The 15,974-nt window shown below is 72.7% G+C and carries 14 protein-coding genes and 1 pseudogene; 4 read left to right on the top strand and 11 right to left on the bottom strand.

What is annotated here, in order from left to right; translation table 11 throughout:
* Positions 1 to 852, top strand: an 852-nt coding sequence (locus tag PV721_RS14710; RefSeq protein WP_319724137.1) for a serine/threonine-protein kinase, incomplete at its 5' end; no start/stop codon positions are given.
* 43 nt (positions 853 to 895) lie between these two features.
* On the opposite strand, the gene PV721_RS14715 is transcribed toward PV721_RS14710, so the two are convergent.
* From PV721_RS14715 to PV721_RS14725, 3 genes are all read right to left on the bottom strand, one after another.
* Positions 896 to 1,267: a VOC family protein gene (locus PV721_RS14715; RefSeq protein WP_319724139.1), complete on the bottom strand. Its 372-nt coding sequence runs from the start codon at positions 1,265 to 1,267 to the stop codon at positions 896 to 898.
* Between the two features lie 31 nt (positions 1,268 to 1,298).
* Positions 1,299 to 2,417 (bottom strand): PP2C family protein-serine/threonine phosphatase, encoded by a 1,119-nt coding sequence (locus tag PV721_RS14720; RefSeq protein WP_319724141.1) that lies wholly within the window; start codon positions 2,415 to 2,417, stop codon positions 1,299 to 1,301.
* An 85-nt stretch (positions 2,418 to 2,502) separates the two neighbouring features.
* Positions 2,503 to 3,294, bottom strand: a complete 792-nt coding sequence (locus PV721_RS14725) for a LysR substrate-binding domain-containing protein (RefSeq protein WP_319724143.1) — start codon at positions 3,292 to 3,294, stop codon at positions 2,503 to 2,505.
* A 58-nt stretch (positions 3,295 to 3,352) separates the two neighbouring features.
* Between PV721_RS14725 and PV721_RS14730 the strand changes: the two genes are divergently transcribed.
* Positions 3,353 to 3,757, top strand: coding sequence for a DUF5997 family protein (locus PV721_RS14730; RefSeq protein ID WP_319724145.1), 405 nt, complete (start codon positions 3,353 to 3,355; stop codon positions 3,755 to 3,757).
* Between the two features lie 366 nt (positions 3,758 to 4,123).
* Here the strand turns inward: PV721_RS14730 and PV721_RS14735 are convergent, their stop codons facing one another.
* Both PV721_RS14735 and PV721_RS14740 read right to left on the bottom strand, forming a co-directional pair.
* Positions 4,124 to 4,699 (bottom strand): YdeI/OmpD-associated family protein, encoded by a 576-nt coding sequence (locus tag PV721_RS14735; protein WP_319724147.1) that lies wholly within the window; start codon positions 4,697 to 4,699, stop codon positions 4,124 to 4,126.
* Positions 4,700 to 4,703: 4 nt separating this feature from the next.
* Positions 4,704 to 4,883, bottom strand: a complete 180-nt coding sequence (locus tag PV721_RS14740; RefSeq protein ID WP_319724149.1) for a hypothetical protein — start codon at positions 4,881 to 4,883, stop codon at positions 4,704 to 4,706.
* A gap of 1,396 nt (positions 4,884 to 6,279) precedes the next feature.
* Here PV721_RS14740 and ctaD point away from each other — a divergent pair.
* Entirely contained in the window at positions 6,280 to 7,956 is a 1,677-nt protein-coding gene (gene ctaD, locus PV721_RS14745; protein ID WP_319724151.1) for a cytochrome c oxidase subunit I, read from the top strand.
* Positions 7,953 to 8,342 carry a cytochrome c oxidase subunit 4 gene (locus PV721_RS14750; RefSeq protein ID WP_319724153.1) on the top strand — a complete coding sequence of 130 codons (390 nt, stop codon included), beginning with the start codon at positions 7,953 to 7,955 and terminating at the stop codon, positions 8,340 to 8,342. The genes ctaD and PV721_RS14750 overlap by 4 nt, the downstream gene beginning before the upstream one ends.
* A gap of 11 nt (positions 8,343 to 8,353) precedes the next feature.
* Here the strand turns inward: PV721_RS14750 and PV721_RS14755 are convergent, their stop codons facing one another.
* The 6 genes and pseudogenes from PV721_RS14755 to PV721_RS14785 all read right to left on the bottom strand — a co-directional run bounded on the left by PV721_RS14755 (position 8,354) and on the right by PV721_RS14785 (position 15,918).
* The gene (locus PV721_RS14755; protein WP_319724204.1) at positions 8,354 to 10,030 is read right to left on the bottom strand and encodes a cytochrome b; all 1,677 of its coding nucleotides are present in this window, start codon (positions 10,028 to 10,030) and stop codon (positions 8,354 to 8,356) included.
* 170 nt (positions 10,031 to 10,200) lie between these two features.
* Positions 10,201 to 10,614 (bottom strand): annotated as a pseudogene (locus PV721_RS43895) (hypothetical protein); the annotation flags it as partial.
* An 89-nt stretch (positions 10,615 to 10,703) separates the two neighbouring features.
* On the bottom strand, positions 10,704 to 11,894 hold the full coding sequence (locus tag PV721_RS14770) for a DUF2201 family putative metallopeptidase (protein WP_319724156.1): 1,191 nt from the start codon (positions 11,892 to 11,894) through the stop codon (positions 10,704 to 10,706).
* Between the two features lie 12 nt (positions 11,895 to 11,906).
* Entirely contained in the window at positions 11,907 to 13,106 is a 1,200-nt protein-coding gene (locus tag PV721_RS14775) for an AAA family ATPase (RefSeq protein WP_319724158.1), read from the bottom strand.
* Positions 13,103 to 14,785: an ankyrin repeat domain-containing protein gene (locus tag PV721_RS14780; protein WP_319724160.1), complete on the bottom strand. Its 1,683-nt coding sequence runs from the start codon at positions 14,783 to 14,785 to the stop codon at positions 13,103 to 13,105. Before PV721_RS14780 ends, PV721_RS14775 begins: the two co-directional genes overlap by 4 nt.
* The gene (locus PV721_RS14785) at positions 14,782 to 15,918 is read right to left on the bottom strand and encodes a gala protein (protein ID WP_319724163.1); all 1,137 of its coding nucleotides are present in this window, start codon (positions 15,916 to 15,918) and stop codon (positions 14,782 to 14,784) included. The genes PV721_RS14780 and PV721_RS14785 overlap by 4 nt, the downstream gene beginning before the upstream one ends.
* Positions 15,919 to 15,974: the final 56 nt, after the last annotated feature.

The following is a 15,974-nucleotide window of genomic DNA, read 5'->3' on the forward strand; positions in this document are numbered from 1 at the left end:
CGGATCGGGGCCAGCGGGATGGGCACGGTGTACCTCGCCCGCCGCGAGGGGGCGGTGACCCAGGTGGCCCTGAAGACCATCCACCCCGAACTCCTCGACCACGCCGGGCTGTTGCAGCGCTTCGAGCGCGAGGCGGAGGTGCTGGCCATGGTGTCCGGTGCGTACACCGCCAGGGTGCTCGACTCCGGAGTGGACTCCGGACGGCCGTACCTGGCCATGGAGTTGCTGGACGGGCGGCCGCCCGACGTGCACCTGCGGGAGCAGGGGCCGATCCGCTCGCCCGAGGCGCTGAAGGCCCTGGCGCTCGCGCTCGCCGTGGCTCTCTCCGGCGTGCACCGGCTCGGTCTGGTCCACCGGGACCTCAAGCCCGCCAACATCATGCTCACCACCGCCGGCCCGCGCCTGCTCGACTTCGGCATCGCGGCGATCGTCGACGGCACCCGGCTCACCCGTACCGGCGGCGGCCCGGGCACCCTGACGTACATGGCGCCGGAGCAGTTCGGCGACGAGCGCGTCGGCACGGCCGCCGACGTCTGGGCCTGGGCCTGCTGCGTGGTGTGCGCGGCGCACGGCACCAGCCCGTTCTCCGCCACCAGTACGGGCGCCGTGATCCGCCGGATCGTGGACACCGGACCCGGGCCCGCCGCGCTCGCGGCCGTGGAGGCGCTCGACCCGGCCCTCGCGGCGGCCGTCGCGAGGGCGCTGACCGCCGACCCGGCGGCACGCCCGGCCGAGGGTGCGGCCCTGGTGGAGCTGCTGACGGCCGACCGGGCGCAGGAGCGGCCGCCGACGCCCGACGCGCACGCCGTCCGCGAGCAGATCACCCAGGGCTGGCGCACGCTGGCCCTCTGATCCGCGCAACGGGCCCGGCCGGCTCCGGCCCCGGCCCCCGCGCTCAGCCGTGGGTGGTGTCGATCACGCAGAAGCGGTTGCCCTCGGGATCGGCCAGCACCACGAAATCGGGGTCCTCGGGATAGGAGTCCCAGTCCACGTGCCGGGCCCCCAGCGTCACCAGGCGCGCCACCTCCGCCTCCTGCTCCGCCGCGTCGGCCACGTACAGGTCGAGGTGGACGCGCGGGCGTTCCTGTACGGGCGTGACGCTGCGGCCCAGCGCCAGGCCGGGCCCGCCGCCGTCCGCGGGGACCAGGACGGTCCAGCCCTCGTCCACCTCGCCGTCGCGCGGGACATATCCCAGCGCCCTGCTCCAGAATTCCGCGGCCCGCCGCACGTCCGCGGCCCCCATGACGATCGTTCCGATGGCCAGCATGATCCGATTCTGGCAAACCCGGGAACCGGTCCTAGACGGTCCGTTCGATCGCGACCATCGCCGCGTCGTCGCCGAGGGTGTTGCCGGTCGCGTGGGCGAGCAGGTCCTGGCACAGGTGGTCCAGCAGGGCCTGGGGGTGCATGCCGGAGCAGGCGGCCACGCGCTCCGCGAGGGGGTAGAAGGCCCCGTCCCGGTCACGCGCCTCCAGGACGCCGTCCGTGTAGAGGAGCAGGACGTCACCCGCCGCGAAGGGGAAGGTCTGCGCTGCGACGGGCGCGGCCACGAGCCCGGCGAGCCCCAGGGGCGGCCCGGGATGGGACACCTCCAGGCGTTCGGCCCCGCCGGTGCGGCGCAGGACCAGGGGTGGCGGGTGGCCGCAGCTGACCAGGTGCAGCACCGGTTCCCCGTCGGGGACCTCCAGGACGGCCGCGGTCACGAAGCTCTCGCCGCCGTCGCCGGCGGGGCCGTCGTCCTCCGAGCCGTCCAGGTCCGGGGAGACGGCCGCCTCGAGGTAGTCCACCAGGCCCGACAACTCGGCCTCCTGGTGGGCGGCCGCCCGGAAGGCGCCCAGGACGAGCGCGGCGTCCCCGACGGCCTCCAGGCCCTTGCCCCGGACGTCGCCGATGATCAGCCGCGTCCCCGTGACCGTACGGGCGGCCGCGTACAGGTCACCGCCGATCCTGGCCTCGGCCGCCGCCGCGAGGTACACGGAGGCGACGCCCAGCGGCCCCATCCGGTCGCGCAGCGGCCGCAGGACCACCTGCTGGGCGGTCTCCGCCACCGAGCGCAGCTGGATCAGCTCCTTCTCGTGCACCTCGCGCAGGTGGGCGAAGAAAGTCACGAACACCGAGATCATGACCAGCGCGATGATCTGGAAGGTGTGGTTCAGGTCGGTCAGGCTGGTGCGCGTCGTCGCGACCACCACCTGGGCCAGCACGGCGACCCGGCCCACGAAGCCCGTCATCCGGGGCCCCGCGAACGAGGCCGTCACCGCGGGCGCGGCGACCAGGAACGGCCCGAGGTGGACCTCCGGCGGAGCGAGGACGTCGACCAGCGTCACGAGGGCGATCAGCGCGAACGGGACCGCCAGCTGCAGGTGGCTCACCTGCCGGGCTGGGTGGTGCCGCGATGGGGACGGCCGGAGATCCATCCCACCTGCATACACCGCGAGGCGATCCCGGTCCCGAAGCCAGGCCGTCGGGGCCCCGGGGCCTGTCGTTCGGATCAGGCCGGTCCTACGGCCGACGGCGGGGCTTTCCGCCCTTGCCGCCCTTGCCCGCCTTCGCGCCGCCGGAAGTACCACGGGGGTTCTTGCCCGTCGGCTTCCCGGACGCGGTCTTGCGCTGGGCGCCGGATCCGGAGCCCGAGCCCGTCTCGGGGCGCTTGCGCTTCGCCTTGGGCTGCGGCGGCGTCGGGGGGCGACCCCGCGTGCTGTTCACGGTCCGGCCGCGCACGATCCCGATGAACTCCTCCACCAGATCGGTGGTCTCCTCCTGCGGCCACGACAGCGCGACCCGCGACTCGGGCGCGTCCGAGACCGGCCGGTAGGTGAGGTCCTTGCGGTGGTGCAGACGGGCCAGCGACTGCGGGACGACCAGGACGCCCACCCCGGCCGCCACCAGCTCGATCGCGTCCGCCGTCGTCGCGGGGCGCTCGATCGCGGGCCGTCCCGGCAGCTGCTCCCACACGAGGGTGTCGTCGAGGGGATGCAGCACGATCTCGTCGGCCAGATCCCCGGTGGACACCTCTTCGGCCGCCGCCACCAGGTGGTCCTTGGGGACCACCACCACCGTGGTCTCCGTGTAGAGCGGGATCGCGCTGAGGTCCGTACGGTCGACCGGCAGCCGGACGAACCCCGCGTCGGCGCCGCCGTCCCGCAGCACGCCGAACGCTTCGCCGGGGGACACCGCGACCAGGGTCAGCGGGACGTCGGGCAGCCGCTCGTTCCAGATCCGCACCCACTTGCTGGGTGTCACCCCGGGGACATAAGCGAGCCGGAACGAATGGGGTACTTCCGAGCCTGTCACCCCGCCAGGTTACCGGTCGTGGTCGGAGGTAGCGCACACGCTCGATACTCTTGAGACCATGACGTCGCACCAGAACACCCAGACGATGAAGCCCGCGACCGCGGCGAAGAAGCTGGGCGTGTACCTCGAGGCCACCCCCGCCGAGTTCCAGGAGGGTGTCGTCTCGCGCAGCGAATTGAGTGCGCTCCAGGCCGATCCGCCCGAGTGGCTGCAGGAGCTGCGCCGCAACGGCCCGCACCCGCGGCCGGTCGTCGCGGCCAAGCTCGGCGTTTCCATCGCCGGCCTCGCCCGTGGGGGAGTCACCGACCCCCTCACCACCGAGCAGATCGAAGCGCTGAAGCAGGAGTCTCCCGAGTGGCTGCAGCGGGAGCGCGCCACCCAGGCCGAGGTCCGCAAGGAAGCGGTCCGGATCAAGGAGAAGAACGCCGAGCGCGCCGAGAAGGCCCGCGAGCAGCACTCCTGACCCACGGCTCCGGTTTCCGTCAGGCCTGGCCTCCCCCGGGGCGGCCGGGCCTGACGCCTTTCTCCCGTCGTGGCGCAGTCGCATCGATCCTTGTCCGGGCGGCCCGGTCAGGTCCGGTACTCGAAGCGGTAGACCCGCCCAGGTCTCCCAGCACCAGGCCGGGACCTTCGTACGCGACACCCTGATCCTCGGGGAGTCCAGGTCAGCGGGCCTCGTGTGCGGGCCGCAACAGCGGACCGCCCACCGAACTCTCCCGCCGCGTCGGGCTGCCCGCTCGGGGATGCAGCGAGAGCGCCCGGCTCCGAAGTGGGGCCACCTCGGGGAAGACCGCCTCGGCGTCCGCAGGGCGCGCAGCAGTACGGCGGGTCACGGGGCCTCGCCCGGCGTCAGCTGGTGCAGGGCCTTGGTGAGGCGGGCCTGCCGGCTTTCCGGGGTGAGGGACTGGAGCAGCGGCAGGATCAGCTGGTAGCGCCCGGTCCGGTCGAGCGACTCGAACGCCTTCCTGGCCCCGGGGTCCGCGTCGAGGGCCGCCGCGAGATCCGGCGGTACCGTCGCCGTCTTCTGCGACTCGTAGGCGCTCGCCCACCGTCCGTCCGCCTGCGCCCTGCGCACCTCGGCGAGCCCGGGTTCACGCATCCGCCCCGCGGCCGTCAGCGCCGCCACCTTGTCCACGTTCACCTGCGACCACAAGCTCTTGGGGCGGCGCGGCACGTACTTCTGCAGGTAGTACCGCTCGTCGAGGGCGCGCCGCTGGCCGGAGATCCAGCCGTAGCACAGCCCGATGTCGACCAGCTCGTCGTCGGTGACCGACGCGACGCCGGACTTCTTCTTGGCCACCTTGATCCATACGCCCTCGTGGCGCGTGTGGTGCTCGGCGAGCCAGGCCTCGAACGCCTCGGCGTCCGCGAAGCCGATGATCTCCACCCCGTTGAGTTCCTCCATGCGCTCAGGCTAACTCCCGGGCCGGCTCGTGACCGTCCGCACCGGGTCGGCCGTACTCCCGGGCGCCGGCGGCGAGCTCGTGCAGCACCTCCTCCAACGAGGGCCTGCGGGTGTTGAGTTCGAGAACCACGATCCCGTGCTCGGTGGCGAGCGCGCCGACGCGCTCCGCCGTCATGCCGGTCACGGCCAGCCGCCCGGGCTCCGACAGGCCGGGCTACTGGTGAAGAGGTGTTCTGACCGTGCGCTGTTCCGGCCAAAACCACCCGTTTAGCTGTAAGGCATACCTCGTTAACTAGCTGTAAGGCATACCTCGTTGACCATGGTGGCCAGGCATGCTTCTCGCCCCACTCCCTCCCCTTCTCAACGGAATGGGGGGATTCTGCGAAAACGGCGGTGGTCCCTGCCCCTGTATCTCAGCTCCGACACGAGGGGACAACTGGCCGTGGGGGGATCCCGTCCGGGTCTGGTCCAGGTCGTAAAGGGGGTCTCAGCTGGCCCTTTCTCTTTCTGCTCGCACCCAGGACCCAGCCACCAAGCCCCCGTGGTCGGTCCGGCAACGGGTTCTCCGTCCGCATGGAAAGGCCAAGGCTTCCGCTGGGTGGAATCGCTGAGGAGCGGCGGTGGGGGCCCTGCGCAGCAGGTCCAGGCGGCCGATTGCGGGGCCGGACCGTGGAGGCGGGGCTGAGAGCCCGGTGTCTGTGACGCCTGATGGGGTCACAAGACCGAAGTTGGACTGGTTCGGCAGCGTGGCGCGTCGGACTGCTTACCCCTCTGTCGGGTGTCATCGACAGGTGACGACAAGGCCCGGCGCCGGACGACTGAAGCGAATCGCGCATCGGCGAGCAGCCGGCGGAGGGCGATCAAAGCGCAGACTCGGTGCGCGTGGCGGGGGGATCGGCCAGACCTCATGGCTGGTGTTCATACCGGGAAGCTGGAACGACGGCTTCCGCAGCGCCTCCAGCACGCCGGGGAACTCGGGAATCTCCGGCAACGGGACCGCCCCTGACAGCACCGCCCACAAGATCTGCGGATCGACACGGGCCCGGCGAGCGCCGCCGCCGTGTAGCCGCCGATGGAGAAACCCGCCGCACCGACCGGGCCGAGGGGCTGTTCGCGAGCGAGCGCGTGGAGGACGAAGGAGGCGTCCCGTGGCCGTTCCCCCACGTGGAGGAAAACCCTCCGGTTCGTAGCCGTCGACGAAGTCGTTGCCGTGGTGCTCGAGGGCCACGACCCGGAAACCGGCTTCGTGCAGCGGACGTACCAGCCACTCCATGTTGCTGCCCGATCCTCCGGTGCCGTGAGAGACGACGACCAGCGGAGCGGGTTCGGCCGGCGGGTGGTCCGGCTCCCACAGGTAAAAAGGGATGCGGGAGATCAAGGAGTCCGGGTTCGCCCTGCGCGGACCGGATCCGCCGCGCTTCCCTTTTTCGACGACGCCGGGCTCCCTCACCCGATTGCCCGGCCCCTGGACACCGGCGGGGACGGCGCGCCGGGGGCCTACCGCCGGGCGGGGTCGCGGGCTGCCAGGGTTGGCGAGAGGCTGCGACGGCGCGGCCGGAGTGCGTCCTGCGGGGAGGCCCATGGTGTCGATCGAGGAGGGTGTAGCGCCCTCGGTGTCCGAGGCTGGGACGGCCAGGCCCGACGAGGGGCACCGTAGGGCGGCCGTCGGTGCCCGTGTACAGGAGGTGCTGTCGACCACCGACCACAAGGTGATCGGATACATGTACCTCGTCACCGCGTTCGGGTTCTTCCTGTTCGCAGGGGTGCTGGCGCTGCTGATGCGGGCGGAACTGGCGCGTCCCGGTCTGCAGATCGTCTCGGCCGAGCAGTACAACCAGCTGTTCACGGTGCACGGCACGATCATGATGCTGCTGTTTGCCACCCCTACCTTCACGGGCTTCGCCAACGCTGTGATGCCCCTGCAGATCGGTGCCCCCGATGTCGCGTTCCCCCGCCTGAACGCCTTCACCTACTGGGTGTACCTGTTCGGCGGGCTCATGGTGGTCAGCGGATTCCTGACGGCGAACGGCTCGGCCGCCTTCGGCTGGTTCGCGTACGCGCCCCTCAACGGAGCCGTCTTCTCCCCGGGCGTCGGCGCGGACCTCTGGATCATGGGCCTGGCGGTGTCCGGCCTGAGCACCATCCTGGGGTCGGTCAACTTCATCACCACCATCGTGTGCCTGCGCGCACCGGGCATGACTCTCTTCCGGATGCCGATCTTCACGTGGAACGTGCTGTTCACCTCCATCCTGGCGCTGCTCGCCTTCCCCGTGCTCACGGCCGCCCTCCTGGCCCTGGAGGCCGACCGGAAGTTCGGCGCGCACGTCTTCGACGCCGCGAACGGCGGGGCGCTGCTGTGGCAGCACCTGTTCTGGTTCTTCGGCCATCCGGAGGTCTACATCGTCGCGCTGCCGTTCTTCGGGGTGGTCAGCGAGATCCTGCCGGTGTTCAGCAGGAAGCCGATCTTCGGGTACGTCGCGCTGGTCGGCGCGACGATGGCGATCACGGGGTTGTCGGCGACGGTGTGGGCGCACCACATGTTCGCCACGGGGGCGGTGCTGCTGCCGTTCTTCTCGCTGCTCTCCTTCCTGATCGCCGTGCCGACCGGGGTGAAGTTCTTCAACTGGATCGGGACGATGTGGAACGGCTCGCTGTCGTTCGAGACACCGATGCTGTGGTGCATCGGCTTCCTCGTCACCTTCCTGCTGGGCGGGCTGACCGGGGTGCTCGTCGCCTCCCCGCCGATGGACTTCCACCTCACCGACAGCTATTTCGTCGTGGCACACCTCCACTACGTGCTGTTCGGCACGATCGTCTTCGCCACGTTCGCCGGCTTCTACTTCTGGTGGCCCAAGTTCACCGGCCGGATGCTCGACGAACGCCTGGGGAAGATCCATTTCTGGACACTGTTCGTCGGCTTCCAGCTCACCTTCCTCGTCCAGCACTGGCTGGGGGAGCAGGGGATGCCCCGACGCTACGCCGATTACCTCGCGGCCGACGGATTCACCCTCCTGAACACGCTGTCCACGATCGGGGCGTTCCTGCTGGGGCTCTCGACCCTGCCCTTCCTCTACAACGTCTGGCGCACGGCCCGCAACGGCGTCCCTGTCACGTCGGACGACCCGTGGGGGTGGGGACGTTCCCTGGAATGGGCGACCGGCTCGCCGCCGCCCCGGCACAACTTCCACGCGCTGCCCCGTATCCGCTCGGACTCGCCCGCGTTCGATCTGCACCACCCGGAGGTGAGGCAGCGATGAGAGCGGAAGCCTGGCTGTTCACCGGGGTCGCGGTGTTCTTTGCGCTGACCGGAGGCATCTACGCGGCACTGTCCGACGATCCGGCGGGCATCTCCGCGCTCATGGTCTCGCTCCTGATGTCCGCCCTCGTCGCCGCCTTCATGTGGCGGCAGTTCTACCGCGACGGGCGGCGGCCCGAGGACCACGGGACGGCGGAAGTCGCCGGAGGCGGCGACCGCCGCTTCTTCTTCCCCGCACGCAGCTACGCCCCCGTGGTCTCGGCGGTGGGAGCCGCGCTGATCGGGCTCGGAGTCGTGCAGGGTCTGTGGCTGGCCCTGATCGGCTTCGGCGTCCTCGCACCCGGGGTGTTCGGGTTCGTCTTCCGGCCGCGCCGTGCGGACAGCTGAGCCCGGCTCTTTCAGGTCCGGTCCGCCCGCTCCCGGACGGGCTCGTCCGGCCCGGCGATCATGTCCTGTGCCCGCAGGTGGTCCTCCGTGCTGAGCGGGGACCGCAACCGGCCGGCGTAGTACCAGCGGCTGAGGGCATCGCGCAGACGGGCCGGCCACGTCCCCCGCGCCGAGGCAGGCGCGGCGGACTGCCCCGGCAGCGGGGTGTTCACTAGCGGGGTGTTCACTTCGTACACGGCGTTGACGTGACGCTGTTCGGGGGGCAGCGGTACGCGCCCGGCAGCGAAGCCGCCTTCCACGCTCTCGCGCACCTCGCCGCTCTCCGCTCCGTGCACCAGCTGCTCGGCATCGCGGGCCTGAAGCGCGAGGCACAGGCGACGGGTGAGCCAGAACGCGAGGGGAGGCAGGAGCACGACCGCGCAGCGCAGGGTCCAGGTGACGGCCTGAACCGAAATCTCGGTGATGAAGGCGGCGATGTCCTGAGCCCCGGCCAGGAGCAGCACGGCGTACGAGGTGAGGACGGCGATACCCAGGGCAGTCCGGGCGGGGCGGTTCCGGGGCCGGTCGCACACATGGCGCTCGCCGTGGCTGCCGGTGATCCACCGCTCGAAGAACGGGTACCCGTACAGGCCGGCGAACAACAGACCGGGAAGGAGGACGCCGGGGACCAGTGGATTCCACATGAGCGTGTGCCCCCACAGCCGGGTCTCGACCCCGGGCATCAGGCGCAGCGCACCCTCCAGGAAGCCGACGTACCAGTCCGGCTGCGCACCCGTGGACACCACGTCCGTCCGGTACGGGCCGTACGCCCAGACCGGGTTGATCTGGGCGAGCGCGCCGAGGGCGGCGAGGACTGCGGAGGTCAGGAAGAACAGCCCGGCGGACTTCGCGACGTAGTGCGGGAAGAACGGCTTCCCCACGACGTTGCGGCCGGTGCGGCCGGGACCCGCCCACTGAGTGTGCTTCAGGTGCACAACCAGGAGTAGGTGCAGGGAGACCAGCCCCACGAGCAGACCGGGCACCAGGAGGATGTGGACGGGATACAGGCGCGCGACGATGTCCTGCCCCGGGTACTCGCCGCCGAAGGCGAAGAAGGACAGATACGTCCCGGCCACGGGCACGGACAGCATGATCCCCTGGGCGGTCCGCAGCCCCGTACCCGACAGCAGGTCGTCCGGCAGGGAGTAGCCGGCGAAGCCCTCCACCAGGGCCAGCAGCAGCATGGTCACCCCGACGACCCAGTTCGCCTCCCTCGGCCGGCGGAACGCGCCCGTGAGGAAGATGCGCAGGAGGTGGGCGCCGATCGCGAACACGAACAGCAGCGCCGCCCAGTGGTGCATCTGGCGGATCAGCAGGCCGCCGCGCACCTCGAAGCTGATGCGCAGGGTGGACGCGTACGCCTCGGAGACCGGCAGCCCGCGCAGCGGGGCGTACGGACCTGCGTAGACCGTGTCCTGCATCGACGGCTGGAAGAAGAACGTGAGCCAGATGCCGGTCAGGAGCAGGACGAGCAGGCTGTAGAGGGCGATCTCCCCGAGGAGGAACGACCAGTGGTCCGGGAAGACCTTGCGCACGGTGGTCCGTGCCGCCTCGGCGAGCGGCAGGCGCTCATCCAGCCCGCTGAACGAACGGTGCGCCGCCCGGCCCGCCCGCCGCGCGGCGCGGACCTGTGTCCTCTTCAACAGCACCCACACCCTCCGCGCATCAGGTTCCCCTGCGCGGAGCATGGCCCCTCTGCGGGAGCTCCAGGGGGAGGCACGCGACCGGTCCGCCCAAAACCACGTGATCGGCCCTTGTCGTACTGGGTGGATCTGGCGCCAGGGGCACCCCGCACGTGCCGTCAGCCTGTACGTCGGCCAAGGCATCCGGGATACCGGCGCGCTGGGCCGATGCGGCGGGCGGCCTCCGGCGCGGCCTCGCCGCGGCCGGTGGCAGACCTGGTCGGCTGGCTGCGCGACGCCCACGTCTGGCGGGAGTCGGACCTGCCGGCTAAAGCCGCTGGCACCACGGTGATCGCGGAGGGCGCCTACCTCGGGACAGGGCTGATCGTCCCGCACCGCAGAAGGGCCGGACGCCCCCTGCTCCGTAGGATTCGGACCTGTCAGGTCCCCCTTTTCAGGGCCCGTATGTTCACCGAGTCGACCGCGCAGCGGGACCAGTCCAGCTCGCCGCGGGCGCCCAGTTCGTCGAGGACCAGTCGGTGGAGCTTGGCCCACACTCGGGTCGCGGCCAGCACCTCCCGATCGCCGTGTCGGCGTCGGCCACCGCCCTGATTCGAGCACGACTCCACGGCGGTGAACAAGCCGACAGCCACGACGGCACCAACTGCCGCCTCCACATCCGACCACAGGCCGGCCGCGTTCACGTGGCGAGGTCGACGCGTACGGTCTCCACCCAGGCCGGGGGCGCGGGCGGGTCGTCCGCCACCAGCGCGGCGATCAGGCGGCAGGACGGTGTCTCGTCCGGCCACGGCGTGTACCCGTCGGTCAGCACGACCACGATGTTCGGCCGGTCGGGCAGGGCCAGCGCCGCGCTGATGCCGACCCGCATGTCCGTGCCTCCGCCGCCGGCCAGGGTCACCTCGCCGGCACTGCGCACCCGGGTCACGGCGTGCACGTCGGCGTCGCAGGCGAGGACGGCGACCCGGTTGCCGCCGACGCCCACCTCCCGCAGGACGCCGGTGACTTCGGCGAGCGCGGCCGCGAGGTCGTCCGGGCCCATCGATCCCGAGGTGTCGATGACGATGGCCACCCGCGGCAGCGGCCTGCGCAGACTGGGCAGCACCACCCGGCCGCCGAGCGCGGGCGTGCGGCGCGAGGGGCGGCGGTACGTGTAGTCCACCGCGCCGGCCGCCCAGGCGGCGGCCTCGCGGACCGCTCCGGCCAGGGCTTGGCGCCAGTCGACGGAGGGCTCCAGAAGCTCCTCGGCCCACCGGGCCCAGCCCTCGGGGATCCGGCCCCGGGTGCGCTGGTGGGCCCGTACGGCCTGGGCGGTCTGCCGGCGCAGCGCCTCCGCCTCTACTTGGCCGACCCGGGCGGGGCCGCCGTCCTCGCCCAGCTCCCAGGGCGTGGGGGTGCCGTGCGCGCCGGAACCGCAGTCCGGCCCGTCGGGCGTCGGGGGAATCGCCGGCAGGTAGGTCTCGAACAGGCCGCCCGTGGGCAGGCCGTAGAGCCTGGGCTCCATCCGGCCCTCGGGCAGCGCCAGCCCGTCGGCGAGCAGGTCGTCGTTGATCTCGCAGTCTTGGGCGATGTTGACCCGGACCGGATCGCGCTGGTCGGCGGCGGGCAGGCGCTCGGCCCGGCCGTGGTGGTCGCGCAGCAGGTGCGCCACCTCGTGGATCCACACCCCGGCCAGCTCGACGACCGGGGTCGCCTCGACGAAGGCGGGCGAAACGTAGCAGCGCCAGTGCCGGTCGACGCCCATGGTGCGCACCCCGGCCGAGGGGACCACGGTCAGGGCATACAGCGCGGAGGCGAGGTACGGACGGGCCTCGGCAGCCCTGTAACGGGCTGCCAGCAGCTTCGCGCGGTCCAGGCCCAGGTCCAGGCGCACGGCGGACCGGGCTCAGTCGCCGCCCGGCAGCGAGCCGGACAGCTGGAGCAGTTCCACGAAGGCGTCGATGCCGGCGGGCACCGGCCAGTCGAGGTCGCGCATTGCGGCGAGGTCGGCGGCGGCGCGGGCGGCGACGTCGGGCACGCCCGCGTCCACGGCCTTGGCGAGGACCGCCCAGCCGGCCTCCCATCGGGGGCGGGTGAGCTCGCTCTGCACGGCCGCGACCACGGCGATGAGGAAGGCCAGCTGCCGGTCCCCGCGCTCGGGCAGGGCGAAGGCGTCCGGGTCGGCCAGCACCCGGTCCGGGTCGGGCAGGTCGAGGTGTTCGAGGTACGAGAGCAGTTCGATCCCGGCGGCTTCACCCACGGCGCCGGTGAGCGCGGCGGCCAGCGCCTCCCGGCCCGTCGAGGCCGCGTACCCCGTGGCCAGCAGCCGCAGGGCCATCTCCCAGGTACGCGGGGAGGGCCAGCCGCGGCCCCGTCCGGCCGCCTCGGCCGGCATGTGGTGGACCAGGCCCGGCCGGGCGGTGAGGAAGCCGGAGACGGCGCCGCGGGCCCGGGCGACCGACCCGGAGGCCTTCGCGGGATCGACGGCCGGGATCGCCACCTCGGGCCAGGTGCCGGACATGCCGCGGGCCACGGTGCGCGGGTTGTGCGTCCAGTCGAGGTGGACGAAGCGGTTGGCGAGCGGCGGGCTGAGGTGCCAGCCGTCCGCGGCGCTGGCGGGCGGATTGGCCGCGGCGACGATCCGTACCGCCGCCGGGAGTTCGAGGCTGCCGACCCGGCGTTCCAGGACCACGCGCAGCAGGGCCGCCTGCACGGCCGGGGGAGCGGAGGACAGCTCGTCGAAGAACAGCAGCCCGTGGCCGGTGCGGGCGAGGCGTACCGCCCAGTCCGGCGGGGCCATCGGGACACCCGTGGTGGCCGGGTCCTCGCCGACGATGGGCAGCCCGGCGAAGTCGGAGGGCTCGTGGACGCTGGCGATGACGGTCTCCAGCCGTACGCCGAGCGCGGTGGCGAGCTGCTCCATGCCGGCGGACTTTCCGATGCCCGGCTCACCCCACAGGAGGACGGGCTGATTGGCCGTCACGGCCAAGGCCAGCGCCTCCAGTTGGGGGTTGGTGGCGGGTTCCGTGCGGGTGGCGCTCAGCCGGGCGCCCAGGGCGTCGGCGGCGGCCAGGACCCGGGCGGGCTGCGGCTGGGTCGCACTCATGCGTCCTCGTCCTCGTCGTTCTCGTCGTCCTCGTCTTCCGCGCGGTATTCCATGTGCTCGTCGAACCAGTCGGCGCCGATCTCGGGGAACTCCTCGTCGACGCGGTCCCGCAAGAAGGTGAGGTCGGTGCGCTTGTAGCGGCGGATCTCCTGGGACAGCGACAGTTCCATCTCGTCGATGACGTCGATCCGTGAGCCGGCCGCCAGCAGGGCTCTGACCAGGTCCGCCGAACCGCCCCAGTGCACCGCGGACAGCAACGGGGTGCGCTCCGCCTTGTCCCGCGCCTCCAGGTCGAGTCCGGCCGCCAGCAGCCGGGGCAGCAGCGCCTCGTGGTCGAGCAGGTGGAGTGCGTGCAGCAGCCCGCGGCCGCGGGCGTCCCGGATCCGGGGGTCCACACCCGCGTCCAGCAGTGCCACCACACCGGGGTTGTCGCCGTGCTGGACGCGAAGGAAGAGCTCGTGCCGCTGGGCCTGGAGGGCACGCGGCAGCCGCCCCTCGCCCGTGGTCCAGGTCTGCTGCACGGCGAAGCACCCCGAGACCGCGCCGCCGAACGCCCGCATGGCGCGCTCCCGTTGCTGCTCCTCGGGGGTGTGCGGCACGTCGAGTACGCCGCCCAGCGAGCGCACCTCGTGCCATCCGCCGCGGCAGCGCACCCGTACCGGTCTGCCCGTGTCGGGGCCGGGCGGACCCACGGCGGGTGCGGCGCCGGGGAACAGCGCGGCGGCCACCAGCGGGTGCAGCTCGCGCGGGGTGATCCGGCCGGTCCGTACCAGTTCGAGATCGGGGAGGCGCTGCCAGACGTACCGGGGCAGGGGCGGGACGGCGAGTGCCTCGGCCTGTTCGATGATCCGGGCCCGGAGCCCGTCGGGTCCGGCGTGTTCCAGCAGGAGGTAGGAGCGCCAGTTGGCCGCGATCCGGTACCGGTCGCCCGCTCCGGCCGCCACGAGCCGCGCCACCTCCGGTACGAGCCGGGTGAGGTCGATCGGCATCTGTTCGAACAGGGCCTTCGGGTCCGCGGGGCGCTGGTACGGCTGCGGAGTGGGGGCGGTCAGGTCGCATTCGACGCCCGCCGCCGCGTAGGCCCCGACCGTGTCCCCTTCGGCCCGCAGCCGGGCGATCCGCTCGGCGAGGCCGTCAGGGTCGGCGAAGCGGGAGCCCAGTTCGGACGCGCACCGGGCGTCCCAGAACGGCCGGGCTGCGGTCCAGTCCTCCGAGACGAAGCCACGCCCCGCGTACAGGTTCCACTTCTTGGCGACGACCGGCGCGCAGCGCAGGCGCAGCCGCTGCGCGCCTTCGGTCATGAGGGGTGTGGTGACCGACAGGGTCGGACCGCCGGGGCCGCCGTAGGAGGCGAGCAGGATCCGCAGTGCGGGGGCGATGGTGGTGCGGCCGCCCAGGAGCCGCGGCAGGTGCCAGCGCAGCAGGTCCGGGGCGAGGTGCCGCAGGTCCTCGGCCACGGCTTCGGCGACGGCGGCGCCGTAGCGGGCCTCGAGCTCGGGCAGCTCGAAGCCGACGTCCACGGCGGCGGCTGCGCAGGCCGCCCGCCAGTCACCGGCCAGCCGGTGCGCGGTGGCCTGCTCGATCATCCAGCCGGGCACGGCGTAGCGGCGGATCCGCTGCCATGCCGGGCCGTCCTCCGGCCTGAAGCCGCCGGGCAGTTCGGCGTTCGCCAGGCTCACCGGTACACACTGCCGATGGCGCGCAGGTCCGGGTGGGCCGCCCGGGCGGGGCGGAGCCGTTCGGTGAAGGAGCGTTTCACGCGGCGGGGCAGGCCGGGGCCCAGGCCGACGTACTCCAGGGGGCTGTCGGCGGGCACCGCCGTGAGCAGGCTCTTCGCACCGCGCCCGGTGAGGCCGGTGTGGCGCAGCTCCAGTCGGCGCAGGGGGCTGCCGGGGAGGGCGGCGGCCAGGGCGTACGCCCCTTCGTCGCCGGGGTGGTTGCCGGGGGATCCGAGGCTGCGCTCGGACATGGTCCGGCCGAGGTCCAGGGCCTCGATGCCGCCGAGGGAGGCGGCCAGGGAACGCGCTCCGGCGGCGCCGATGCCGTTGCCGCCGAGCCCGAGGCGGACCGGCTGCGGGGAGGCGGCCGCGGCGCTGGCGAGGGATGCGGCGCCCTCGTTGCCGAGGTGGTTGGCGGGGACGTACAGCTCGCGGACACCGGCCTCCCGGATCAGGGCGGCGAGCAGCGGGGCGGCGTCGGGGCCGAGGCCGTTGCCCCCGAGGAAGAGCCGTTCCAGGGGCTGCTCGCGGTCCAGCAGGGCGTCCAGCAGGAGGCGTACGCCGTCGGCGCCGATCCCGGTGTTGACCAGGTCGAGGGTGCGCAGGGCGGTGTTGCGGCGCAGCAGCGCGGCCAGGGTGCGGGCGCCGTCCCCGAAGAGCGGGTTGCGCTTGAGCCAGAGGGCGCGGACGGTGGTGTCATCGGCGAGGGCGCCGGCGAGGGAGCTCACCCCGTCGGGGCCGATCCGGTTGCAGCCGAGGTAGAGGGTGTGCAGTCCGTGGCCGTCGGCGAGGGTCTTGGCCAGGGTGCGGGCGCCTGCGTCGCCGATGGCGTTGGTACCGAGGAGCAGGTGGGTGGCGTGCGCGGACGCGGCCGCGGCCGGCAGCAGCCGGGCCGCGCCGACCGGGCCGAGTCCCTGCTTGCAGAGGTCGACGCGGCCGTCGGTGCGCAGGGTGCCGAGCGGGAAGGTCTCGTCGGTCTCAACGGGCCGGTCCGCGGCGAGCCGGGCGAGCAGCGGGTCGAGGCCGGCCGGGTCGGCCGGGGGCAGGTCGGGGTGCTCGATCGCGGGGCACCGTACGGGTGTCGGCTGTGTCATCACCACTCCACCGGTCATTCGCCGGTGCCCGGCGTCCATCACGACTTGAAGACGAG

Source organism: Streptomyces sp. MB09-01, assembly GCF_033794505.1.
In the GTDB taxonomy this organism is placed as follows: domain Bacteria; phylum Actinomycetota; class Actinomycetes; order Streptomycetales; family Streptomycetaceae; genus Streptomyces.